The organism is Arthrobacter alpinus (genome assembly GCF_900105965.1).
In the GTDB taxonomy this organism is placed as follows: domain Bacteria; phylum Actinomycetota; class Actinomycetes; order Actinomycetales; family Micrococcaceae; genus Specibacter; species Specibacter alpinus.
The window spans coordinates 1,235,556-1,259,359 of the sequence record NZ_FNTV01000001.1 but is presented as its reverse complement, the minus strand read 5'-3'; the positions used below and the strand labels follow the sequence as shown (position 1 = coordinate 1,259,359).

Below are 23,804 nucleotides of genomic sequence, written 5' to 3'. Positions count from 1 at the left end.
GGCCGCTTTCACGTGGACTTGAGTCAGTATTGATCCCCCATAGCGCAAAATTGAACAAGTTCGTTGAGTAGTGGCGAGATTGGGCCGAGGTCGACTGCGCCGCTGCCGCCTGCACGCTCTCCTGCTGCTGGCAGGAGAGCGTGGTAGGAACGCCGCCCCGCGTCCTTGTTTCCGCTGGCGATCGCAGCAAGTCCGATCAGGAACCATGACACCTCGAGCATCAGATCATGTGGTGGCACTTCAAGACTATCGAGAGCCATCGCGGCTTCCTTCTGGCGCCCCGTCCTAGCAAGAAGCAAGGGGCGCACCCAGGGTTCGTATGGCCCAAAATGCCCATCCTGGAGCTCAGCTCCAGCTCGAACAGCCGCAGTGAACTTCGCCAGGTCATGCAACCCGATCCTGAATCCGGGCATCTCACTTCCTTCTGGCGGTGGAGGGCCCTGGGTGAAGACCCATCGGAACCAGGCGGTGAAGACGGATGCGAGGGGTCGGTCGAAACGTGCGGCAAGAGCATCTATTTTTGCGGCCTCATCCGAAGCAGCCAAGATGTTCTCCAGGGCACACAGTGCCTGCATCGTGATCAGCCGTCCCTGGATCTCGAAGGTCGGCAACTCCGCTGCGACGGCTAGGGCAATGAGCTCGGCGCCGATTGTTTCGCGTGATCTTGCGTGTCCGGCCTTCTCGAAAGTCTGCACATAGCGGGCACTGAGCGCAAAGCACAACAGAGAGGGGTCACCCAGCCGCCTGGCGATTCGTTCGGCTTCGGCGGCCTCGGTCAGCCGGTTGGCGGTGCCACGTGATTCCATGGCAACGGTGGCGAGGAGCCTCGCCCGTACCCGGTCCGACGCCCCAGCTGGCAGGATCGAGATTGTCCGCAGGGCGGCGTCAACGATCGCAGCCGACCGAGTCCAGCTGCCTGGCACGTCAAACCCGCCGATGACGCGCGCCGCCAATTCCGGGTCGCCGAATTGTTCGGCAGCAGCGATTGCGGACATCCGTTGGTCCGCAGCGAACTGGACCGACCCGGACACCGCGAGCAGAGGCAGGAGTACGGTGACGCTTTCGAGTTGGGAACGCACACCGGTGCGTGCGGTGGCGGTCCGCAACAGGATCGAGCCGCCGTCGTCGGCGAGATCGAGTGCAGGATCGCGACGCATGATGCCTTGTTCGAGCCCTGCGAGCCGATCACTGGGATCGATCCCGAGGTCTTGCATGAGGGTGGAGCGGGCTTGGGAGACTACGGCCAGAGCATCTCCCGGGCGTGCGGACCGATATAAGGCGAGTGCGAGAAGCCGCCAGCCTTCCTCACGCCAAGGATGTTCGACGATGTGCGCATCGAGTAGCGCGACAACGTCCTTTGGCTGACCGAGCGCAAGTCTGGCTTCTGCCAAGTCCTCGACCGCTCCTGCCCTGAGTTCAGCAATCCAGGCCCTCTCACTCTTGGCCCAGGGTCGAGTGATGAACTCTTCGAAAGCAGTCCCGCGCCACTCTTCCAACGCGCCGGTCAAAAGTGGTTCGCGCGCCGCAGGGCTGCTTCCCTTCGCCGTCTGAACGGCCTGTTCGGCCCGCCAAAGGTCGACGGCGGTCGACGTGAGTTTGAGCGCATAGCCGTCAGCGACGGTGACGAGATTCTCCGGCGGCGTGCGAGGCAGACGCTCCGGTTCGAGAATGCGGCGCAGCTCGCCGATGAAAGTGCGAACGGCGCCCACCGCGCCGACAGGGGCGTCCTCCCACAACTCATCGACCAACCTGCCCGTTGACACGGTCCTGCCATGAGCGGCTACCAGAATGCTGAGGATCTCACGATGCCGTGACTTGGAGAGGTGAAGGGGTTCGCCGTCGATCTCCGCGCCGATCCGGCCTAGAACGCGAATACGGAGCTGACTCATTGGCTCATCCTAGTTCGTATTGTTGTCCGCTGATCGCGGGCTGATCCGGGTGTGGAATTCTCACATTAACCGCCCACCGGAATTTCCGGCGGCGGATGAGGTCGCCGTTACGGTACGCGACCAGAAGGAGCGAAACATGGATCTGGAACTCAGAGGCAAAAAGGCGTTCATCAGCGGCTCGACCCAAGGCATCGGCTATGCCATCGCGAAGGCGTTGGCCACAGAAGGCGTGGACGTGACGCTCAACGGGCGTGACGCAGCAAAGCTATCCGCGGCCGTGGAGTCGCTGCGGCGAGAAGTTCCCGGGGCATCCGTTGCTGGCATCGCAGCCGACTTCGCTGACACGGACCAGGTAGAGGGACTATGCACCGACCTTGCCGGCGTCGACATTCTCATCAACAATGTCGGATTATTCGAGTTGAAGCCTTTTGACCTCATTTCGGATGAGGACTGGCGGATGTACTTTGAGGTGAATGTGCTCAGCGGCGTGCGACTCGCCAGAAGCGCAATGCCGGCCATGTTGGACCGAGGGTGGGGTCGAATCATTTTCGTGAGCAGTGAGTCAGGGGCCAACATCCCGGCCGAAATGATCCACTATGGCACATCAAAGACGGCAATGCTGGCCGTTGGAAACGGCCTGTCCAAGCTCACCAAGGGCACCAGCGTGACTGTGAACTCGGTGCTTGGCGGCCCTACGTACTCCGACGGTGTTGCTCAAACTGTCGAGGCGCTCGCTCGTCAATCGGCCATTTCAGTAGACGATATGAAGAAGGCGATCATCGCGACGAACCAAACTTCACTGCTGGAACGATTCATAGAACCACGTGAGATCGCGAACATGGTGACTTTCCTGGCAAGCCCGGCAGCATCCGCGACGAACGGATCAGCGGTGCGCGTTGACGGAGGTGTATTGACTGCTTTGTTCTAAGCAGGCCGGAGGGCTCACCCGGCCTGCGGATGCTGCCCGGAATCCAATGCTCCTTGCGCGACTTTCCCCGCCAAGGCGTTTTTTTGAACCAGCGCTTCGCCCACGTAAGAATGGCTGTGTTGGCAGCTGCCAACACAGCCATTTGAGACTTGTGGGGCGAATCCCACCTCAGTTCCGTTTGCGCACTCGATGACTTGAGCGTTGGCAGGAAAATACCGACTTAGGGATTCACACGGCCAACTCTCACTCGACTGGAAGTACGCTTGCTATCGCTTCCCCTGAGCGGATGCGTGCCAGTATTCCGGGCTCAGCCGCGTCAGAGGCGAGTGCCCGATCGACGATGGCAGCGGCAGCCTCAGGCGTCAGGACCAGGACTCCATTGTCGTCAGCCATGACCACATCGCCTGGGTTTACGCTCACCCCTCCACAGACCACGGGCACGTTGACGGCGCTGCCGGGGTCGGCCTGTCGTTTGGTGGTGAGCACGCTGGTGCCGCGCGCAAAGACGGGCAGCCCGGCTTCGCGCAGCTCAACCAGGTCCGTCACGACGCCGTCGACCACAATGCCCGCGGCGCCGGCAGTTTGGGCGGCACATGTTGTCACGGCCCCCACAGGGGCGTGCCTCATGTCGCCCCCAGTTTCGATGACCAGGACGTCACCAGGACCCAGCAATGCCAGCCCACGGTTGGTTGCAAAAGCGTCGGCCCCCGCAACCCTCACGGTGACAGCGCGCCCCACCAAGTGCACATTTTCCAGCATGGAACGGATTCCGGAATCAAGGAAACCGTCCTCCAGAAAATGCCCAATGGTCGGAAAGCTGACGGATTGGAGCCGGGTCAGCAGCTCGGCGTCCCACACTGCAGTTCCGCTCACGATTCATCAACCCCCACCGCAATGCACTGGATTTCAAACGTAAAATCCCAGATGCCCACGCACACAGACGTCGTCGCCGGAAGCTGTTCACCAAACACCTCGGCATAGATGCGCTCATACACGTCCCTCTGATCAAGGCTGGTCAGATAGGTGGTCACATTGACCACCGACTCCAGATTGGATCCGGCTCCCTCCAGCACCGTGTTCAAGTTCAACAGCACTTGCCGGACACTGCCGGCAAAATCATGCGGCCGCTCATCTACGCTGCCAATCAGCGGGATTTGACCGGTTGTAAAGATGAAACCATTGGATAGCACAGCCTGGGAAAAGGGGCCCACTGAATCGGCCAGTCCCGGGAAAGTCGCGAACCTCTTGATGGCGGTCCCCTCTTGAGATGAACAATCCAAGGCTGCAATGCACTCAATTTCCAAGGCAATGTCCCAAATATCCACACTGCATGACGTTCGCGCGGGCAGGTCCGCACCAATCGTCTCGGCGTAAATGTCGTTGTATTCAAGCAATTGCCCCGGGTCGGTCAAGTACGTTGTCACCTTGGCCAGCTGGTCCATGCTTGAACCCGCGGCCGTCAGGACAGTGTCCAGGTTGGCCAGCACTTGGCGCACTTTTCCACCGAAGCGCTCCGGCTGGTCGGCCATGCTGGTGATGGCCGGCGTCTGTCCGGAGGTAAAGACGAAGCCGTTGGCGACGACGGCCTGCGAGTACGGGCCAAGCACCGGTGCCATGCCGTCCACATTGGCGATCCTCCGAATGCTCCCGGCGGGCTCCACATCCCCCGCAACGGCGATGCATTGGATCTCAATGGCATGGTCACTGTCGGCAACCATGACAGTGGTCCGGGCCGGAAAAGTGGAACCAAATGCTTCGGCGTAGATCACGTTGTAGTCGGCAAGCCTGGGGTCGGTGAGGAAGGTTGTCACCTTGACCACCCGGTCCATACCGGACCCGGCCGCCGTCAGGGTCTGTTCAAGGTTGGCCAAGGCTTGCCGGACCTGCACCCCAAAGTCGCTTGGGTCCGCCGCGGATGTCACATGGTCCGGGACTTGTCCGGAGACAAACACGAATCCATTGGCGATGACGGCTTCGGAGGCCGCTCCGGCGGTCAGCAAGGTGCCGTTGCCCCTGCCCACTCGCCGGATCATACTTTCACCCCTTGTGCTTCGGACGGCAGGCTGGTGGTGGCTTTGGCGCCGTCGTCGTCAACCACATTGATGTTCTTTCGCAGCGTCTCAGTCAGCAGGAGAAGTGCCACCAGGGACACGAGCGCCGAGCCGATGAGGAACCAGGCAACGGATGACCCCTCGCCTGTCGCGTTGAGCAGTGCCGTGGTGACAACGGGCGTAATGGCACTGCCCAGAAGTCCCGCCAGCATGTACGCCACTGACAGCCCGGAGTACCTGACTCGTGGGCCAAACAGCTCGGCCAGGAACGTCGCTATGGGTCCGTAGTTGGCGCAGAATGCCGTCATCATGAGGACGTAGCCAAGGAGCAGTCCGGCAACGGTGCGGGTGTCCATGAGCCAAAACAGCGGGAACGCGAAGACAATCTCAGCAAGCAATCCGCCGATGATCACCGGCTTGCGACCAAATTTGTCAGACAGCCGGCCGAACACCGGCAGCATCACGAGGCCAACCACGCAGGCGACAAGCACAGCCAACAACATGGTGTGCGTGTGAAAATCCAGCTCGGTCTTTCCATAGGTCAAGCCAAATGCAACAAGGATGTTGAATGCAGTACCCGTCGACACGGTGGCCAGGGCGCCGAGAATAACCTGCTTCCAGTACTTGCGCAGCAAATCGAAGAGTGGGATTTTGGCCTTGGCGCCAGCATCCTTGACGGCCTGGAAAGACGGCGTTTCCTCAAGGGAGAGCCGGATGTAAAGTCCCACGGCAACCAGCAGCACACTCACAAGGAAGGGAATTCGCCAGCCCCAGGAAAGCAGCGCTTCCTCTGGCATGACCCCGGCAACGAGCAAGAAGACCAGGTTGGCAATCAAGGTTCCACCGGGAACGCCGATCTGGACCAGCGATCCATAGAACCCGCGCTTTTCCTTGGGCGCGTGTTCCACCACCATCAACACGGCACCACCCCATTCCCCGCCGAGGGCAAGACCCTGAACGACTCGCAGCACCAGCAAGAGGATGGGGGCTGCGATTCCGATTGTGCCGTAGTCGGGGAGGAGACCAATGGCAAAGGTGGCGGCCCCCATCGTCAGCAGTGACGTCAGGAGCATGGACTTGCGCCCCATGCGGTCTCCGAAGTGGCCGAACAGTGCTGCTCCGATGATCCGGGCCACGTAGGCGGCGGCAAATGTGCCGAAAGCCAGCATGGTGCCAACGAGGGGATCAAAGCTGGGGAAGAAGATCTTGTTGAACACGAGCGCCGAGGCGGTGGCGAAAAGGAACAAGTCGTACCACTCCACGGTGGTGCCGATCACGCTGGCCACGGCGATCTTTCGCATCTTGGTCACCGGACCTGGTGACACCGCACCGCCGGAATCTGGAAAATTGGGCATGGAAGCTCTCCAACAATTGGGGTAGGGGAACAATTCTGCGGTGGAGTCACCGCCTGCCCTCAACTCTGGTGTGTCCTCAATCACAATTCAATGGCGGATGCCACCGGTTTTGTCGCCAGACACTGGGCATGTGCCCAATTTCGCCCGCCGCACCCCGCTAAACGTTGACTAACGAGTCAATTCGGCCAGGCGATGGCCACCCTTGCCGCTTGCGCGGGAATCACCAAGTCAAAACCAGTGACTTCCCTGAACCGTGCCAAACGGTTCAGGATGGTGTTGCGGTGGCAAAACAACCCGGCGGCTGTCTCTGCGACGCTCCCCGTTTGCAGAAACGCCCTTACCGTCTCCTCCATCCGCGCCCGCTCCCCCTCCCGGCATTGCGCAAGCAGTGCATCAAGTTCGCGCTCCAGGTCAAGGCCCGCATCCCGAAGCTTTTCGCGCGCCAGGCGGCGCCATCCGGTTTCAATGGTCAGGGGCGCCGCGTCCTCATCGGTCAGCAATTGCGCCAGCGCTGCAGCCGTTGCCGCGGCCGCCACAAGGGACCGCAGTCCCGACACGCCTTGCACCAATCCACAAGCAGTCACCGGCGAGCCTGCCCCAGTGTCAGATGGCCGGCCCCGGGGGTGGGTTCGGCTGAACGGCTGCCAGAACATGAACGTGACATTGCCGCCCTGATACATGAAGGGGCCCTTTACCCGGAACCCCGACACTTCCTTTTGAAGCGCACGTGCCGCCGGCCCCGTTGCCGCTGCGATCTCAAATTCCCCGTCCGGGTCCACTTCCAAGGCAGATGCTGCCCGAGCAATCACGTCGACGGTCTGGCCGGCCGGGCCGAACAGCTTGGCAATGAACTCCTGCCGGAAGTTCGACTCCTCCTGGGCCATGCGGACCCGTTCAGCAAGGTAGCTCATATGGGTTTGAGTGGCGTATTCGTCCACCACGCGCCAAACATGCTCGACCTGCCCAGCCAGCAAGACGGCATCTTCGGGGCCGCAGTGCTCGAGGAGATCTGTCCACACAACACTGAAGTCAAGCCTGATCGCCGTGATGAGTGACTCCGGAGGAATTCCCTGCCTCGCCCGCTTTTCACCCAACGCCGACGCGTAGTCAAGGAGCTCCGGGCCGGCCGTTCCGTCCACCAGGCTCTGAGCCAACAGGTGCAGGGACTCCAGGGCTGTTTTGCGCACGTCAGCCGGATCGACCATTTCTGTGGCATAGCTGGGCACGTTGGACACCCGGGTCAGGAACCGCTCGGCCAGCCCGTCAATGCGGTCGCCCAAATCCTTGACGATCGAATTCCACCTGTCGCTGCTGCCCGCATCCATGAAGTTGTGCATTCGCCCACCTTATCCGCTGCTGACCGCACGGCAAATGCTTGGACATGCCCGCCCCTCCGATGTGGCCGTCCGAGCCCCAAAACAGCCTGACGGGCAACTAATTGTGAAATCACACAATAACTGTGCCTAAACCCGTGGCACTGACCCAGTACATTTGGGGAAATCTCCTGACAAAATGGAATCAAAGCTGCGGTGATCCCAATCACACACCCGCACCGCTAATATGGCCCCCAAGCTCGTCTAGATTCCATCGGAGTACCCAATCATGGCAACAAGAGCCAGCACGCACCAGCCTGCTGCATCGCCCGCAATAGATGAAAGTGTCACGCGCAAGGTGGCACTGGCCGCCCTCGTGGGGACAGCCTTGGAGTGGTACGACTTTTTCCTCTTCACCACCGCCGCGGCTCTCGTGTTCAACGCCCAGTTCTTTGTCTCGCATGATCCGTTCATTGCGGCCATGGGCTCGTTTGCAACGCTGGCCGTTGGCTTTGTGGCACGCCCCATCGGTGGCTTCATCTTCGGCGCCCTCGGAGACAAGGTGGGCCGTAAGAAAATCCTCATGGTGACAATAGTCGGCATCGGCATTGTTACGGGCCTGATCGGACTGCTGCCAAACTACATGAGCATTGGTCTGGCAGCTCCCATACTCTTGGTGGCCCTGCGCATCATCCAAGGCCTCGCTGTTGGCGGGGAGTGGAGCGGCGCGGTCATCATCGCCGTCGAAAACGCACCGGTCTCCAAGCGGGCCCGTTACGCGGCCTTGCCGCAGATTGGTTCCCCCATCGGCACCATCCTTTCCTCCGGCGGCTTCTTCGGCATGCTGTACCTGGTGGGACAGGATGACTTCGACGCCTGGGGCTGGCGCATTCCATTCATCGCCGCCATTCCGCTGCTGGCAATTTCACTGTGGATCCGTGGCCGCCTCAGCGAATCACCCGAATTTGCGGCCCTCATGGAATCCGGGGAAACCGAACATGCACCCATCCGCGGCGTGCTGAAAAACAGCTGGCGCCAAATCCTGGTTGGCATGTGCTCGGCCCTGCTCGGCATCGGCGGCTTCTACCTCATTACCAGTTTCGTGGTCTTTTACGGCACCAAGGTGCTGCACCTGTCGTACGGCCTGCTGCTCATGGGCACCCTGCTGGCCGCCGTTCTGGAGATCGGGGCGCTCATCTGGGCCGGCCGCATGGGCGAAAAGTTCGGTCCCAGCAAGGTCATCCTCTGGGGCGGCATCGCCTCAGCCCTGGTGGCAGTCCCCGTCTTCCTGGCCATCGACAGCCGCATCCCGGCACTGGTAATCGCCGGAATGACGGTCGGTGTTGCCGTGCTCTCAGTTCCGTACGCTGTCTCCGGCGCGGCACTGACGTCCCTGTTTGCAACCAAGGTCCGGTACACGGGTGTCGCCATCACCTCAAACACGGCCGGCGTCATCTCCGGCTTCGTACCGTTGATTGCAACCGCCCTGGTGGCCGCCAATGGCAACTCGTTTTGGCCCGGCGCCGCCATCCTGGTCGTCGTCTCAATATTAACGGCTCTGTCCGGCATCTTCCTGCCGGGACTGAGCATCAAGGAAGAAGGAATGAAGCTGTGAGCACCACTACCGCAGGCCACCTGATCGTCGCCCAGCTTGAGCGTGCCGGCGTCAAACGCGTCTACGGCGTCCCGGGTGAAAGCTACCTGGACGTCCTTGACGGACTCCACGATTCCTCCATTGAAACCGTGGTGACCCGCCAGGAAGGCGGCGCCGGATTCATGGCATTGGCCGAGGGCCGGCTCACGGAGTTGCCCGGCATTGCCATGGTGACGCGCGGCCCAGGCGCAGCCAACGCCTTTATCGCCATCCATACCGCCTACCAGGATGCCACTCCCCTGATCATGTTCGTTGGCCTCATCCCGGTCGCTGACCGCGGGCGCGAGTCTTTCCAGGAATTCGACATCAACGCCTGGTTTGGCAGCACCGCAAAAAAGGTGGTCACGCTCGACGACGCCGCCTCCGCCGCCCGGGTGGTGGACGATGCCATCTTCACCGCCTTGAGCGGACGCCCCGGCCCCGTGGTGATTGGCCTCCCCGAAGACGTACTGGTCCATGCCATTGCCGCGGCCACCGTGGAACCGCGGCCGGTCTCGCGCACTGCTCCAGCCGCACCGGCCCTGGCCGAACTGCAGTCCCGCCTCGCCTCTGCCTCCAAGCCGTTGATAGTGGTGGGCGGGGAAGGCTGGACACAGAAGTCCGGGGCGGCTTTGGCTGGCTGGGCCGCAGGCCACGGCATCCCGATCCTTGCCGATTTCCGGGCCTACGACGCCGTCCCGCACAGCTCCGACGCCTACGCCGGCTACCTCGGCTATGGGCGCAGCGACGCCAACGCCGCCCGATTGGATGCCGCGGACCTGCTGCTGTTCATTGGAAGCGTCCGCAGCGACGTCCTCTCAGACGGTTATTCGCGCGGACTCACCGCTGAAACTGTCGTGGCCAACTCGGACACGGACCTCCTGGGCCACTTTGGCCGGCTGGACCAGCACATCGTCGCGGACGTCTCCGCATTCTCGCTGGCCCTGGCCGCGACTGACCCGGCCGTGGACAGCACGGCCGGGTGGTTCTCCGGAGCACGTGCGGATCAGCTGAAGTTCGCCACCGCCCACCCCGACGGCGGAACCGGTGTGGACCTTGGCGTGGTCATGGAAATACTCAAGCAGGAGATGAACGACGACGCCGTCCTCACCTTCGGCGCCGGCAACCACACACTCTGGCCCGCCCGCTACCTGCAGCACAACAGTGCAAATTCGCTGGCGGCCCCCCGCAACGGCGCCATGGGCATGGGAATCCCGGCAGCCGTGGCCGCCTCGCTCGCCTTCCCCGGCCGGCAGGTCATCTCCGTGGCAGGAGATGGCTGCTTCATGATGAACGGCCAGGAGATTGCCACGGCCATGGCCTACGACGCCCCGTTCATCGCACTGGTGGTGGACAACGGCATCTTCGCCACGATTCGGGAACACCAGGAAAACCACTACCCGGGCCGCCCCTCGGGAACACACATGACGAACCCCGATTTCGCCGCCCTGGCCCGCTCCTACGGCGGATACGGCGAGCGCGTGGAAAGCGCTGAGGACTTTGCCGCCGCTTTCCGCCGTGCGGTGGATTCCGGCTTGCCGGCCGTACTGCACCTTCCCCAGGACCCCGCCACCCGTTCCCCCAAGAGCAACTAACTGGAGCCCCTCATGATCACGCTGAGCAACATCATCAACGGCCAGGCCGTGGAAACCGCTGACACGCTGCCATTCTTTGACCCGGCAACGGGGGACAGATCGGCACCGCGCCGGACAGCGATGCCGCCGCCGTCGACCGCGCCTTTCAAGCCGCGCAGCAAGCCTTCGCAAGCTACAAGAGGACGACGCCGGCAGAGCGTCAGGCGCTCCTGTTGCGGTTCGCGGACCTCATCGAGGCGAACGCCGACCGTCTGGTGGATGCCGAGGTGGCCTGCACGGGCAAGCCACGCCCGGCCACGCGGGAACTGGAAATTCTGCGCGGTGCCGACCAGCTGCGCTTCTTCGCCGGCGCCTGCCGCGTGGTCTCCGGAACAGCCTCCGCCGAATACGTCCAGGGTTTCACCTCCACCATCCGGCGTGAACCACTGGGTGTCGTCGCCCAAATCACGCCATGGAACTACCCGTTCATGATGGCCATCTGGAAGATTGCCCCTGCCCTGGCCGCCGGGAACACCCTGGTCTTAAAGCCGGCGGACACCACCCCGTGGTCAAGCGTCATTCTGGGCGAGCTGGCACAGGAAGTGTTCCCGCCAGGCGTCGTGAACATCCTGTGCGGTGGGCGTGAGACTGGTGCAGCGATGGTGGACCACGAGATTCCCGAGATGGTTTCGATCACCGGCTCCACCCGTGCCGGCGAGCAGGTCATGTCCGCCGCAGCCAAGACGCTCAAGGACGTCCACCTGGAGCTTGGCGGCAAGGCCCCGGCCATCGTCTTCGCCGACGTTGACATTGACCGCACCGCTGCCGAGGTTGCCCTGTCAGCCTTCTTCAATGCCGGCCAGGACTGCACCGCCGTCACGAGGGTTCTGGTTCACGAATCCATCCACGCCAAGTTTGCCGCCGCCCTGGCCGCGGCTGCCGACGCCCTGACGGTGGGCGGCGACGACGCCGACCTGGGACCGCTCAATAGCGAGGCCCAGCTGGAACGAGTGGAAGGCTTCCTGGCACGCCTGCCGGAGAATGCCAGGGTGCTCGCCGGCGGCAAGCGCACCGGCACCGGCTACCACTTTGCACCCACCGTGATTGACGGCGTCGTACAAAAGGACGAGGTGGTGTGCGAGGAGATCTTCGGCCCCGTGGTCACCGTGCAGCCGTTTGCTACGGAGGCCGAGGTGATCGAACTGGCGAACGCCACCAAGTATGCGCTGGCCTCCAGCGTCTGGTCCGAGAACCACGGCGTTGTCACCCGGGTCTCCAACGAGCTGGACTTTGGCTCGGTGTGGATCAACTGCCACCAGGTGATCCCAGCCGAGGCCCCGCATGGCGGATTCAAGCACTCCGGCACAGGCAAGGACCTCTCCGTGTACGGGCTCGAGGACTACACCCGCATCAAATCCGTCACCACCTCCCACCGCTAGGGCATGGCCATGAAACTTGATTTACTGTTGCGAAACGCCAACATCATCACCATGGACGAGGCCCAGCCCCGGGCCAGCTCCCTAGGCGTCTGGCAGGGCCGGATCGTGGGCCTGGACCTCGACGTTGACGGCATGGAGGCCGCCACGGTCCTGGACCTCGACGGCGCCACCATCACCCCCGGCTTCATTGACGCGCACTGCCACACCGTGTGGTTTGGGCTGGGCCTGGCCGAGCTCGATGTGTCCGGCGCCCGCGGGCTTGCGGAACTATATGAGCTGATTCAAGGTGAGGTGGATTCCCAGGCAGGCTCCGGGGTCACCGCGGGCTGGCTCATGGCAACAGGCTTCAGCGACCAGCACCACCAGGGGGCGTTCCCGTCCATTGCGACACTAGATGCCGTCACCGGGGACCGGCCGCTGTTTATCCGGCATAACTCCGGGCACATGGCCGTGGTCAACACCGCCGCGCTCCGCCTGGCCGGCGCCCTCTCCCCGTCCTTCACGGACCCCGACGGCGGCGTCATCGTCCGCGATGCCGCCGGCCAGCCCACGGGCCTGGTGCAGGAAACGGCCCAGTCCCTGATTCAGGCGCTGATCCTGCCGTACTCCATTGGTGACATCGAGACGGCGCTGGAGCGGGCCACCCGGCACTACGCCGCCGAGGGGATTACAAGTTTCACCGAAGCAGGGGCCGGTGGCGGCTGGATCGGGCACAGTCCCGCCGAGCTTGCCGCCTACCAAAGGGCTGCCAGTACGGGAAGGCTGCATGCCCGCGCGCAGGTCATGCCCGTCCTCGATGTGCTCCACCGCCTGGACGGGCACCCGGACGACGGCGGCGGGCAGCAGTCCGTGCCGTCGGGACTGGATCTGGGTATTGCCAGCGGTTTCGGCGACGCCATGCTCTCCTTGGGACCGGCCAAGGTATTCCTTGACGGGTCCCTCATGGGTGAGACGGCCGCCGTCAGTGCGGAGTACTGCAGCCACGGGCACAGGGACAATGCGGGGAACATTGGCTATTTCCAGGCAAGCCCGGAACAGCTGCAGGAGAAGATCGAGTCCGTCTATGCTGCCGGCTGGTCCATTGCCGCCCACGCCATTGGCGACCGTGCCGTGGACCTCGCCATCGACATCATCGGCAGTTGCGAGCGGAAATATGGCCGGCACGCCATGCCGAACCGGATTGAGCACGCATCCATGACTCGGCCTGAACAGCTGGGCAAGATGGCTGCAGCCGGCATCGCCGTCACGCCCCAGGCCAGCTTCTTTCACGACGGCGGGGATGGCATGGCTGTCTCCCTGGGCCCCGACCGCCTGCCGTGGGCGTACCGGGCGGCATCATTCCTGGCGGCGGGTGTCACGCTGGCCGGCAGCTCGGACAGGCCCGTTGCCAACGGCAATGTACTGCGCGGCATGCAGGCCTTCGTGGACCGCAAGACCTCTTCGGGGACCGTGTTTGGGAATCCTGACGAGAGACTCACTCCCCGCCAAGCCCTCGCCGCGTACACCACCGGGGCCGCCCGGGCCACCGGAACCGAGTCCGTCAAGGGATCCCTGACTGCCGGAAAGTTCGCCGACTTCACGGTTTTGTCCGGCTCTCCGCTGACCGCCGTCGACATTGGCGAGCTGGAGGTGCTGGCCACAGCCGTGGGCGGCCGCTTCAGCCACAACATCCTGGCAAGCCGGCGCCCCACGCCGGTGCCCGCCCACGCTTCCTAACGCTTCATCAACACCCGAAGGGGAGAACCATGACTTCACTTGCCAACTTCACCGACCAGGACAATGCCTTCGTCGAGGATTTCCGCACCATGAGCAGCTTTGGCGCCACCAGCAATGGGGGCGTTGACCGCCAGGCCGCCAGTGCCCCGGACGGCGAACAGCGGCATTGGCTCAAAGGCCTGCTGGAGCAGCACGGTTTCACGGTGAAATTCGACGCCGCCGGAAACCAGTGGGGCCTGTACGAACCGGTCCCGGGCGCACCGTTCGTTGTGGCCGGATCGCACATGGATTCCCAGCCAACCGCTGGACGGTACGACGGCGCCTATGGCGTCCTCGCCGCAGCACATGCAGCGTTCCGTTTGAAGGCCGCATGGGCCGAATCCGGCGCCGGCACACCCAAGTACAACATCGCCGTCGTCAATTGGTTCAACGAGGAAGGCTCCCGGTTCAAGCCCTCCATGATGGGTTCCTCCGTGTACACAGGCAAGCTGGAGCTGGAGACGGCCCTTGCCACTACGGACGCCGCGGGCGTTTCCGTCCGCGAGGCCTTGGATGCGATTGGCTGCCGTGGAGACTACGCGGGTCCAGAAGCGGCCTTCTGCGCCGAAATCCATATTGAACAGGGCCGCAGCATGGAACGCGAGGGGGTCACCATCGGGCTGGTGTCTTCGAACTGGGCGGCGAACAAATACGAGTTTGTGGTCCACGGCGAGCAGGCCCACACCGGCTCCACAGTGATCGAGGACCGCAAGGATGCGCTGTTGGGGGCGTCCATGCTGGTGGTGGCTGCGCGGGAACTGGCCAACCAATACCCGGGCATGCTGCACACCTCGGTGGGGCAGCTGAACGTGTACCCGAACTCGCCCGTGGTGGTTCCGTCGCGCGTGAACTTGTTGTTGGACCTGCGCAGCGCCGACGAGGCTGTGCTGGCCGAGGCCGACAGGTTGCTGCACCAGCGCATCGCCGAGATTGCGGCGCTGGCCAGTGTTTCCATTGAGCAGAACCACTCTCATTCCTGGCCCGTGACGCCCTACCAGCGTGAGGGCGTGGAGCTGGCGGCGAAGGTGGCCGCCGACTTGGGCCTGTCCAACAAGACCGTCATGACGCTTGCCGGCCATGACTCAACCAACATGAAGGACTTGGTACCCACCGTAATGCTCTTCGTGCCCAGCGTGGACGGCATTTCCCACAATGAGCACGAATACACCACCGACGAAGACATCGTGGCCGGGCTGGCCATGTTGACGGAAGTGCTGCAACAGCTTTGCGCAGGAGCTCTCGAGCCGGACGTTGCACTCACTGAGAGTGCATGATGCTCTCCGCAGCCCTTGGCCTCATTGACGGTTCTGACGCCGCTAGCAGGCACGAAGACCTAATGGCCGCCTGCGCCGTCGGGCCCGTTTCAACGGCAGTCGCGGAAATCTTTGCGGCGGCAGCCCGGCCAGGGATGCTCTCCCTGGCCGGAGGCAATCCGGATCTTAGTTTCCTGCCCATGCCTGAATTGGGCAGGTCCGTTGATGTGATTGTTGCCAACGGGGCCAGCAAGCGCTGCAATACGGGGCGGGGCAAGGCACCGAGGAACTTCGCAACCAGATTTGCGAGCTTATGGCACTGGAAGGCATCACCGACGGCTCCCCCGGCAATGTGGCCGTCACCATCGGTTCCCAGTCAGCGCTGGACACGGTCACCAAGATTCTTTGCAACCCCGGCGACACCATCTTGACCGATGGGGCCACGTACATGGGCGCGCTCGGGACGTTCGCCGGGTATCAGGCGGATGTGCAAGCTGTCCTCAGCGATGACGACGGCTTGGTGCCGGACGAACTTGAACGAAGCATCGCCAGTCTGCAGGCGGCAGGGAAGCGCGTCAAATTCCTTTACATCATTCCCAACTTCAACAACCCCACAGGCATCACACTGGCGGCTGGAAGGCGCAACAAAGTTGTGGAAATATGCCGGGAATCCAACATCGTGGTGGTGGAGGACAACCCCTACGGTCTATTGCGCTTTGGCGGAGACTTCCTGCAGGCGCTCCGGGCGGGTTATCCGGATGACGTGATTTACCTGGGCTCGTTCTCGAAGATTTTTGCTCCCGGGCTCAGAATTGGGTGGGCGCTGCTGCCGCCGCACCTGGTGCAGAAGTTCCTGATCCTTGGGGGTTCGAGCACCTTGTGCCCTCCCGCCCTGAGCCAAATGCTTGTCACGGCCTATCTCCGGGACCATGACTGGCGGGGACACCTTGCAGGAGCCATCTGCGCATATCGGGAGCGCCGCGATGCCATGCTTATGGCCCTCGCCGCGCATATGCCACCAGGGGTGACCTGGACCAGACCGGAGGGTGGCTTCTTCATGTGGCTAACACTGCCACCGTCGGTCGACACCCAGGCCCTTGTCTACAAAGCCTTCGAGTCCGATGTTTCCTTCTTTCCGGGTGCTGTCTTTCTGCCGGCACCCGGGCAATCGAACCAACTCCGCCTGGCATTCAGCGCACTTCCTGCCAGCATGATCGTCGAGGGTGTTCAGCGACTTTCGCAGGTTGTGTCAGTCGCGCTCAGCGATCAAGGCATCAAGTAGCGTGAACCGCCGGGCCTGCGGGTGTCATGGAGATCTGCTGGCACCCACGGCTCAAAGTGCGATCGAACGTTCAACCGCGGAACCACATGGTCGTGTCCTGACTCCTGAGATTTTCCCAGGCACGACCATGTGGTCCCGCAGCTCCTCGGCGGTGGGAGGGTTTGCCCCAGGGCGCCGGACAGTAATGGCAGCGGCCATCGTGGCAGTGCGGCCCATTTGGTCCAGCACAGCCGGTGCAAGGCCGTCGGTGCCGAGGGAGAGCAGTCCCATGATCAGGGCTGCCATGTACGAATCGCCAGCACCGATAGTGTCTGCGACGACGGATTCCACTGAAGGAATGGTCAGCCGGGTCTCGGGCGTGGCCAGCAGTGACCCCTGTGAGCCCTGAGTGATGACCGCCAGTCCTGCGCCCAGCCCCAGAAGGTGGGTGGATATTTCATCCAGGTCCTTGCGGGGGTATAGCCAGGTGGCATCCTCGTCACTCAACTTGACGATGTCCGTGAGGTCAATGAGCTCCTCAAACGTCGACAGTGCTTCGGTGTGGCTGCCCAGCAGAGCAGGCCGAATATTGGGGTCGTAGGTGATCGTGCAGTCGTGACGATACTGCTGCAGGAGCGTCTTGACGGCATCAGCACCAGGTTCGAGGAATGTGGCGATCGATCCTGTGTGGAGCACCTTGGGAATAGATGCCGGGGCAACCGGGGCCAAGTCCCAGACGACCTCAAAGTCGTAGCTGGCTGATCCGTCCTCAGCCCGTGTTGCCGTGGCCGAGGACGTCCTATCTTGGGAGTAGGAGCCGGGCAGCAGGGTCACCCCGACGCTGCGCAGGTGCGCCTCAATGGCCGCACCGCGGTCGTCGTTGCCCAGGGCCGTCAGCAAGCCAGTCGCGGCACCTAGGCGACCCAGCCCGTAAGCCACGTTGGCTGGGGATCCGCCGGGGTGTTCGCTCGTTCCGTCCGAAGAGATGACGACGTCGGTGAGGGATTCGCCAACGACCACCACGTCCAAGCCGTCACTGGATGGGCAATCATGCTTGGGGAGGTTCATGAGTTCTCTCTTTCGGGTTCCGGTGTCAGGCCCAGCGCGTGAGGTTGAGGCCACTCACCGTTGCCGTGCCGCCGGTGGCGTAGAGGGCCACATCGGTGCTGGTGGCCGAAGGGAAAATCAGCTCCGTCAAGGTGACGAGCCCGTCCTGAGCGAAGATCTCCACGGAGCAATGATCCACATAGACGCTCAGTTGGTAGGAACCGTCGATGGGCAGAAGCGGAGCCGAGTCGATTGAAGCGAACGATTCGTGAAAGTCGGTCAGCCCGGAGTTACGGCGGTCAACGAAGATGCGTCCGCCAGCAGGCCGAATTCCGATGCGGGTACCCTCTGTTCCGTCGGTGCGGACCACCAAGCCGAACTCTTTCGCTGTTCCCGGCGTAAAGGTGAGATTGATGTGTTGAACCATGCCGGCAGCACCGTCGAGGACCAGAGTCTCGTTGGAAACGGTGGCTTCTGCGAGCTCGAACACGGGGCTTAGGCCGGACACTGCGGCAGGGTCTTCGGCAACGCGTTGCGCCAGGCGAAGCCTGCCGTCAACTGCGTGCAGGGAGATTTCACGGGCCAGTGACATGGGGCTGCGCCAAGGGGAGGTGGGGATCTGGTTGGCGTACTGCCAGTTGTTCATCCAGCTGATCATGAGCCGGCGGTTGTCGGGTGCGTCGCTGAAGGAAACGGCGGCGTAGTAGTCCCGGCCCCAGTCCAGCCACTGGTATTCACCGAGGCGGTCAGGATCCTGGGAGCCTTCTGTGACGGTGGTGTCAGAAGTGAACGTGGTGCCATCGAAGTCACCAACAAAATACTGCCCGGCGGAGCCGCTGTTGGGGCCGCCCGGGTTAAGGTTCACCACGAGAACCCACTTGACGTTCTCCGGGTCGCCATCCACGGGAAGCGGGAAGAGGTCGGGGCATTCCCAGACGCCGCCGGTTGCGTTGGCCGGCCCGAAGCTGCTCAGCAATTCCCAGTCTTTGAGGTTCTCTGACTTGTAAAGAACGACGTGGAAGTCCGTGGCTTCCACGGCGACCATGACCCAATAGCTTCCCGCTGCTCCCTCATAACGGAACACCTTCGGGTCCCGGAACTCGGCAGAACCGCGGTTCAGCACCGGGTTGTTGGCATGCTTGGTCCAGGTGTAGCCGCCGTCAAGGCTGTAGGCCAGTGACTGGGCTTGGACGCCATGGTGGGCGGAGCCGGCCTTGAAAGCGCTGGTGTACGCGGCTACCAGCGGGGCCGCGGTTGCGGTGCCGAATCCGCTGGTGTTGTGGCGGTCGAAAACGATGCTGCCGGAGAAGATGTCTTCCTGTTCGTCGCACGCAATGGCGACGGGGTGCTCGGTCCAGTTCAGCAGGTCCGGCGAGGTGGCGTGCCCCCAAGACATGTTTCCCCAAACGTTGTCCACCGGATTGTTCTGGTAGTAGAGGTGGTAAACGCCTCCGTGGTGGATCAGGCCGTTCGGGTCATTGAGCCACGTGTTTCGTGCTGCGAAATGCAGGGCAGGGCGAAAGGATTCGACGGTTGTGGCTGTCGAGGCAGTCATGAGGGGGCTGTTCTCGTTTCTGTGCTGGTAAGAAAATGTGGGCGTCGGTGGTGCGCGGTGGCTGGCGGCGGGGCAGGCCGGTACTTGTTGCACCGGCCAGCCCCGCCGCCGAAGGACTAGGAGTTCTCTTGGAACCTGTCGTAGGCCTGCTGGTAGGTCTCCATCATTCGGTCCAAACCGATGGTCTTGAGCTGGGCAACATACCCGTCCCATTCGGCATCGATGCCACCCTGGACAACCCACTTGGCCAGCTTCTGCTTGGTCAGCGAGGTGACGTCGGTCTGGATGCTGGAAATTTGCTGCAGTTCCTCATTGGACAGCGGAACAGGCGGGTAGGCCTTGTTGGCGGCATGGGGCAGGTACATGTCCTGGACAATCTTGGCCCGTTCGGCCGCACGCGGCTCGGGCGCCACGACGGTGAGGAAGTCCTCCTTGGTGATGACCTTGGGACCACCCGGGGCAACCTTCTGCCGGCGCTCCCCCTCGCTGGTGGAGACATCCGCCGGGATTTGCACCAGGATTCCCTTGTCATCCTTCTCCAGGGTGACACCGATGGGCCCCCAGTTGGCCTGTGCCGACTGGATCGGATCGTAGAGGTAGTCAACCCAGCGCATGGTGGCTGCCGGGTACTTGTTGGAGCGCGTGATGGCGAATGCGCCGCGGTTGATCTCCTGGTTGTTGGCGACACTGGCAAGCTTCTTGCCATCAACACCGGTCAGGATGGGTACCAGAACGTAGTCGTTGGCCCGCTCCTCACCCACCATTTCCTTGATTTCCCACCAAACGAATGATCCAAGGGACGGCGTGGTGGTCTTGCCCTTGGCCAGGTAGGACTTGTCATCTTGGGAGAACGATTCAGGATCAATGAGGCCTTCCTTGTACCAGGAGTTCAACGCCGTGACGGCCTTCTTGTACTGAGGTTGGGTCGCCGTGAAGATGACCTTGCCATCCTGAACAATTCTGTGGTCGGCGTTGTCGGGAAGCCCACCCAAAGCCGCGACCAAGTCAACGATGTCGCCGCAAAAGGTGCCGGGTTCGTAGCTGAGAGGAATGGTTTTCCCGCCCCCGGCCAGGTCCTTTTCCTTGAATGCCAGCAGGGCGTCGTGGTACTCATCAATCGTGGTCGGAACCGCCAGTCCCAGCTTGTCCAGCCACGTCTTGTTGATGGCGATCATGTGCGGGAACTGGACCAGGCCTAGTTCCTCCACGGACGGCAGGGTGTAGATGTGTCCGTCGGAGGAAGTGATGGCTGCCTTGATGTCCGGACGGGAGTCAAGGATCTTCTTCATATTTGGTGCATGGCTGTCGATCAGGGTTTCCAGCGCCAGCAAGGTTCCGTTGGTGCCGTAGGTGGCAACTTCGGAGTCACTCAGACCCGTGTTGAAGAAGGCGTCCGGCAGGTCGCCACTGGCCAGGATCAGGTTCTTCTTCTCCTGGAACACGTTGTCCGGCAGGTTCTTCCAGTCAACGGTGATGTTGGTGGTCTTCTGCCATTCCTGGACCAGCGCCATGGTCTTGTAATCGGGCGCGAGCGCGGACTTGGTTCCGGAGAAGGCCAGCGTCAGGGGCTTGGTGACGACAGGGTACCCGCTGCTTTGCAAGCCGAAATCTGCGGAGGCGTCGTTGATTTGTGCTTTTGAGTTGCCCGAGCAGGCGTTCAGCATGAGCGTGCCTATGGCAAGAACGCTGAGCGAGGTAAAGTTACGGCGTGAAATCATCATTGGTTCATTCCCAACTTGTAGTGGTTTTAGCTTTTGACGGCGCCGATGAGGGCGCCCTTGGTGAAGTGTTTTTGCATAAAGGGAAGTGCGATCATCAACGGCAGGCTTGAAACGACGATCATGGCGTACTTGGTCAGTTCGGCGATCCGCTGCGCTGCGGCATAGGAGGCAACATCGCCGCCCGTGGTTCCCGTGGAGGAAATATCCGATTGGATCAGAATGTTGCGCAGAACTAGCTGAAGCGGGTACTTCGAGTCATCGTTGAGGAAGATCAACGCGTCAAAGAAGGAATTCCAGTTCGCCACCACGTGGATCATGATCATGAGCATGATCAGCGACTTCGACAGGGGAAGGACCATCTTCAAGAAGAACGTGAAGTCGTTGGCCCCATCGAGCTGGGCAGCCTCACGCAGTTCATCGGGAACGGAATGTTCAAAGAATGATCGGGCAATGATCAAGTTCCACACTCCAACAGCGCCGGGAAGCACCACTGCCCACATTGTGTCGAGCATGCCAAGGTCACGAACCACCAGGTACTTGGTGATCAGGCCGCCGTCGAAAAACATGGTGATGATGAAGATCAACATCAGGACTTTCCGTCCCGGAAGGTCCTTTCTGGACAAGGCGTAGGCTCCGCACAGGATCGATGTCACGCTGATCGCCGTACCAACAATGGTGTAGAGGAACGTGTTGCCCAGGCCCTGCCAGATTCGAACGTCCGCGAAGATGCGCTCGTAGCCTTCAAAGGTGATTCCTCGGGGAAAGAACCACACGTTTCCTTCATAGATCTGGTTGGGATCGCTGATGGAGGCAATGACCACAAAGTACAGGGGGTACACAACTGCCGCGATGGCAATCAAGAGTACGGTGACCGCGAGGGTGTTGAAGACCGGGTCAGCGAACTTATCCCGCAGTCGCCGGCGTCGGCGATCAGGTGGAGCCGGAGAGCTCGGTTCCGTCACCTTGTTGGCTCGCATTTTGATTTCAGTAGTCACAGCGGCATCACCACAGACTTGCTTGTTGGGTCCGGCGCGCGATCCAGTTGAAAGTCAGCAGGAGGGCCAGGTTGAGGATGGAGTTGAAGAGCCCAATTGCGGCTGAGTAGCTGAACTGGGCCTGTTGCAGGCCTGCGTGGTAAACGTAAGTCTGGATGATTTCCGACGCCGAAAGGTTCAGGTCGGTCTGCATTAGAAGAGCCTTTTCGAATCCAACGTTGAGGAGGTTTCCGATGGCCAGGATGAACAGAATGGTGATCACCGGAGTGATTCCTGGAAGGTCGATGTGCCGGACCCGTTGGAACTTTGATGCACCGTCAACTTTGGCGGCCTCATGCAGTGAAGGGTCGATGCTGGCCAAGGCGGCCAGGTACACGATCATGGAGAATCCGGCATTCTGCCAAATATCTGAAATCACGTAAACCGGACGGAACCATTCGGGGGCGCCCATGAAGAAAATGGGCTCTCCCCCAGTCAGCTTGATGACGTTGTTGACCATTCCGGACCTGGGAGACAGCAGCACAAACATGATGCCAACCACCACAACGGTTGAGATGAACGCCGGGGAATACAGAACTGTTTGGGTGAACTTCTTGAATCGCTCACTCTGCAGCTGGTTGACTATCAGGGCCAGGACGATCGGCACGGGAAAGGCGATCAGGAGTCCCAAGACGGCGATCCACAACGTGTTTCCAATGACCTGGGTGAATTGATACGACTGGACGAACCTGACGAAGTTGTCCAAGCCCACCCAGGGGCTTCCGCTAAACCCGTCAATCGGGTTGTAGTTGCGGAATGCGATCTGCACCCCATACATCGGCCAGTATTTGAAAACGGCAACGTAGATGAGGGCGGGAGTTAGTAATACGTATAACTGCCACGCGCGCGAAACACGCTTGAGGCGCATCGAGAGCGGGATGTGCCTCTGAAGGGGTTTTTCACCCCTCTGCTTTTTTAGGGTCTGACTCATTGGGACTCCTTGATTATTTCCACTGAGTTTCTTTCGATGAGAGAGCAAGTCATAAGTTCGAGTTGCCCTTGAGGTTTGATCCCGTCGAGGATGAGGTCAACTGCGCGCCGGCCCATCTGCTCAAAGGGGAGATCCAAGGTTGTAAGGCCGGGCCTCAGGTGAGGCGCCAAAGTCTCCTGGTTGTCGAATCCAATAATGGATACGTCTTGGGGAATTCTCTTGCCAATTTCTGCCATTGCCTGGTAGGCGCCCCATGCGGTTCTGTCATTCGCACAGAAGATGGCAGTCGGCGGTTTCGGCAGCTGCATAAGTTCCAGCGCATATTTGAAGCCATCCGATTCGCCGCCCGTGCCGAACCTCACGAGCGATGGATCCAGAGTCAGTCCGACACTTTCCAGTGCCCTCTTGTAGCCGTCGAAACGTCCCACAGCACCGGGCAACTGGCTTTCAAGCGTTTCAATGTTGATCATCGCAACGCGGCGATGCCCGGCGTCGAGAAGATGGGCGGTCGCTTCGAAGCCACCGGCAACTTCATCCGGAGCGACACTGGGAAAGTATCCAGCCTTGTCCTCGGAGTTCAGCACCACCGTCGGCACTTCCCGGAGAACCGCCGGCACGTCAACCCTTTGGTGGTACATGGACGCGTAGACAACACCGGCAACTTTGTAAGACAGCATCGTCTCCAGTGACGCCCGTTCGAGCTCCTTGTCGCCGCCAGTGTTGATGGTGATCAACAGCAGTCCCGACTCCCAGGCCCGTTCTTGTGCACCTTCGATGATCTTTCCGGCGAAAGGCGAGGTTGCAACGGCATCACCAATGAATCCGATCATGCCGGCCACCCCCTCGCGCAACACTTTTGCGTGGGCGTTGGTTCGGTACCCCAGGGTTTCAACCGCTTTCTTAACGCGGTCTTTGGTGGCGTCCGAAAACCTCGATCCACTGACGTCGTTAAGGACAAGAGAGACGGTGGCTTGTGAAACGCCGGCTTCGCGGGCCACATCATGCATTGTGGGCCCCGTAGTGGACTGTTTCCGTGCCATGAATTCCTTGCCTCTTCCTTGAGTT

Annotated in this window: 17 protein-coding genes and 1 pseudogene; 7 read left to right on the top strand and 11 right to left on the bottom strand. The window is 61.5% G+C overall.

What is annotated here, in order from left to right:
* Positions 1-23: 23 nt before the first annotated feature.
* Complete coding sequence (locus BLV41_RS05970) at positions 24-1,889, bottom strand: AfsR/SARP family transcriptional regulator (RefSeq protein WP_074710986.1); 1,866 nt, start codon at positions 1,887-1,889, stop codon at positions 24-26.
* 136 nt (positions 1,890-2,025) lie between these two features.
* Between BLV41_RS05970 and BLV41_RS05965 the strand changes: the two genes are divergently transcribed.
* On the top strand, positions 2,026-2,817 hold the full coding sequence (locus BLV41_RS05965; RefSeq protein WP_074710985.1) for an SDR family NAD(P)-dependent oxidoreductase: 792 nt from the start codon (positions 2,026-2,028) through the stop codon (positions 2,815-2,817).
* Positions 2,818-3,060: 243 nt separating this feature from the next.
* Here BLV41_RS05965 and BLV41_RS05960 read toward each other — a convergent pair whose 3' ends face one another.
* From BLV41_RS05960 to BLV41_RS05935, 4 genes are all read right to left on the bottom strand, one after another.
* Positions 3,061-3,690 carry an RraA family protein gene (locus BLV41_RS05960; RefSeq protein ID WP_244516758.1) on the bottom strand — a complete coding sequence of 210 codons (630 nt, stop codon included), beginning with the start codon at positions 3,688-3,690 and terminating at the stop codon, positions 3,061-3,063.
* On the bottom strand, positions 3,687-4,850 hold the full coding sequence (locus BLV41_RS22435; protein ID WP_244516757.1) for a RidA family protein: 1,164 nt from the start codon (positions 4,848-4,850) through the stop codon (positions 3,687-3,689). Before BLV41_RS22435 ends, BLV41_RS05960 begins: the two co-directional genes overlap by 4 nt.
* Complete coding sequence (locus BLV41_RS05940; RefSeq protein WP_074710984.1) at positions 4,847-6,223, bottom strand: MFS transporter; 1,377 nt, start codon at positions 6,221-6,223, stop codon at positions 4,847-4,849. The genes BLV41_RS22435 and BLV41_RS05940 overlap by 4 nt, the downstream gene beginning before the upstream one ends.
* A 176-nt stretch (positions 6,224-6,399) precedes the next feature.
* Positions 6,400-7,560 carry a helix-turn-helix domain-containing protein gene (locus BLV41_RS05935; RefSeq protein WP_074710983.1) on the bottom strand — a complete coding sequence of 387 codons (1,161 nt, stop codon included), beginning with the start codon at positions 7,558-7,560 and terminating at the stop codon, positions 6,400-6,402.
* Between the two features lie 265 nt (positions 7,561-7,825).
* Here BLV41_RS05935 and BLV41_RS05930 point away from each other — a divergent pair, with 265 nt between their 5' ends.
* The 6 genes and pseudogenes from BLV41_RS05930 to BLV41_RS05905 all read left to right on the top strand — a co-directional run bounded on the left by BLV41_RS05930 (position 7,826) and on the right by BLV41_RS05905 (position 16,472).
* Positions 7,826-9,151 carry an MFS transporter gene (locus tag BLV41_RS05930; protein WP_074710982.1) on the top strand — a complete coding sequence of 442 codons (1,326 nt, stop codon included), beginning with the start codon at positions 7,826-7,828 and terminating at the stop codon, positions 9,149-9,151.
* Positions 9,148-10,764, top strand: coding sequence for a thiamine pyrophosphate-dependent enzyme (locus BLV41_RS05925; protein ID WP_074710981.1), 1,617 nt, complete (start codon positions 9,148-9,150; stop codon positions 10,762-10,764). Before BLV41_RS05930 ends, BLV41_RS05925 begins: the two co-directional genes overlap by 4 nt.
* A gap of 12 nt (positions 10,765-10,776) precedes the next feature.
* Positions 10,777-12,182, top strand: a pseudogene (locus BLV41_RS05920) (gamma-aminobutyraldehyde dehydrogenase).
* 9 nt (positions 12,183-12,191) lie between these two features.
* Entirely contained in the window at positions 12,192-13,898 is a 1,707-nt protein-coding gene (locus tag BLV41_RS05915) for an amidohydrolase (protein WP_074710980.1), read from the top strand.
* 29 nt (positions 13,899-13,927) lie between these two features.
* Positions 13,928-15,211 carry a M20 family metallo-hydrolase gene (locus BLV41_RS05910; RefSeq protein ID WP_074710979.1) on the top strand — a complete coding sequence of 428 codons (1,284 nt, stop codon included), beginning with the start codon at positions 13,928-13,930 and terminating at the stop codon, positions 15,209-15,211.
* Between the two features lie 235 nt (positions 15,212-15,446).
* The gene (locus BLV41_RS05905; RefSeq protein ID WP_342028214.1) at positions 15,447-16,472 is read left to right on the top strand and encodes an aminotransferase-like domain-containing protein; all 1,026 of its coding nucleotides are present in this window, start codon (positions 15,447-15,449) and stop codon (positions 16,470-16,472) included.
* 51 nt (positions 16,473-16,523) lie between these two features.
* On the opposite strand, the gene BLV41_RS05900 is transcribed toward BLV41_RS05905, so the two are convergent.
* From BLV41_RS05900 to BLV41_RS05875, 6 genes are all read right to left on the bottom strand, one after another.
* The gene (locus BLV41_RS05900) at positions 16,524-17,519 is read right to left on the bottom strand and encodes a carbohydrate kinase family protein (RefSeq protein WP_074710978.1); all 996 of its coding nucleotides are present in this window, start codon (positions 17,517-17,519) and stop codon (positions 16,524-16,526) included.
* Positions 17,520-17,544: 25 nt separating this feature from the next.
* The gene (locus BLV41_RS05895) at positions 17,545-19,053 is read right to left on the bottom strand and encodes a glycoside hydrolase family 32 protein (RefSeq protein WP_074710977.1); all 1,509 of its coding nucleotides are present in this window, start codon (positions 19,051-19,053) and stop codon (positions 17,545-17,547) included.
* Between the two features lie 116 nt (positions 19,054-19,169).
* Positions 19,170-20,774: an ABC transporter substrate-binding protein gene (locus BLV41_RS05890; RefSeq protein WP_074710976.1), complete on the bottom strand. Its 1,605-nt coding sequence runs from the start codon at positions 20,772-20,774 to the stop codon at positions 19,170-19,172.
* Positions 20,775-20,800: 26 nt separating this feature from the next.
* Entirely contained in the window at positions 20,801-21,769 is a 969-nt protein-coding gene (locus BLV41_RS05885) for a carbohydrate ABC transporter permease (protein ID WP_244516753.1), read from the bottom strand.
* A 7-nt stretch (positions 21,770-21,776) separates the two neighbouring features.
* Positions 21,777-22,739, bottom strand: coding sequence for an ABC transporter permease (locus BLV41_RS05880; protein ID WP_074710975.1), 963 nt, complete (start codon positions 22,737-22,739; stop codon positions 21,777-21,779).
* Positions 22,736-23,779 (bottom strand): LacI family DNA-binding transcriptional regulator, encoded by a 1,044-nt coding sequence (locus tag BLV41_RS05875; RefSeq protein ID WP_244516751.1) that lies wholly within the window; start codon positions 23,777-23,779, stop codon positions 22,736-22,738. The genes BLV41_RS05880 and BLV41_RS05875 overlap by 4 nt, the downstream gene beginning before the upstream one ends.
* Positions 23,780-23,804 lie beyond the last annotated feature (25 nt).

What these genes read in the sequence shown, in the direction of transcription:
- BLV41_RS05970 (WP_074710986.1), bottom strand. Translation starts at nt 1,889, where the DNA reads ATGAGTCAGCTCCGTATTCGCGTTCTAGGCCGGATCGGCGCGGAGATC.
- BLV41_RS22435 (WP_244516757.1), bottom strand. Translation starts at nt 4,850, where the DNA reads ATGATCCGGCGAGTGGGCAGGGGCAACGGCACCTTGCTGACCGCCGGA.
- BLV41_RS05900 (WP_074710978.1), bottom strand. Translation starts at nt 17,519, where the DNA reads ATGAACCTCCCCAAGCATGATTGCCCATCCAGTGACGGCTTGGACGTG.
- BLV41_RS05935 (WP_074710983.1), bottom strand. Translation starts at nt 7,560, where the DNA reads ATGCACAACTTCATGGATGCGGGCAGCAGCGACAGGTGGAATTCGATC.
- BLV41_RS05910 (WP_074710979.1), top strand. Translation starts at nt 13,928, where the DNA reads ATGACTTCACTTGCCAACTTCACCGACCAGGACAATGCCTTCGTCGAG.
- BLV41_RS05940 (WP_074710984.1), bottom strand. Translation starts at nt 6,223, where the DNA reads ATGCCCAATTTTCCAGATTCCGGCGGTGCGGTGTCACCAGGTCCGGTG.
- BLV41_RS05930 (WP_074710982.1), top strand. Translation starts at nt 7,826, where the DNA reads ATGGCAACAAGAGCCAGCACGCACCAGCCTGCTGCATCGCCCGCAATA.
- BLV41_RS05915 (WP_074710980.1), top strand. Translation starts at nt 12,192, where the DNA reads ATGAAACTTGATTTACTGTTGCGAAACGCCAACATCATCACCATGGAC.
- BLV41_RS05875 (WP_244516751.1), bottom strand. Translation starts at nt 23,779, where the DNA reads ATGGCACGGAAACAGTCCACTACGGGGCCCACAATGCATGATGTGGCC.
- BLV41_RS05895 (WP_074710977.1), bottom strand. Translation starts at nt 19,053, where the DNA reads ATGACTGCCTCGACAGCCACAACCGTCGAATCCTTTCGCCCTGCCCTG.
- BLV41_RS05880 (WP_074710975.1), bottom strand. Translation starts at nt 22,739, where the DNA reads ATGAGTCAGACCCTAAAAAAGCAGAGGGGTGAAAAACCCCTTCAGAGG.
- BLV41_RS05965 (WP_074710985.1), top strand. Translation starts at nt 2,026, where the DNA reads ATGGATCTGGAACTCAGAGGCAAAAAGGCGTTCATCAGCGGCTCGACC.
- BLV41_RS05890 (WP_074710976.1), bottom strand. Translation starts at nt 20,774, where the DNA reads ATGATGATTTCACGCCGTAACTTTACCTCGCTCAGCGTTCTTGCCATA.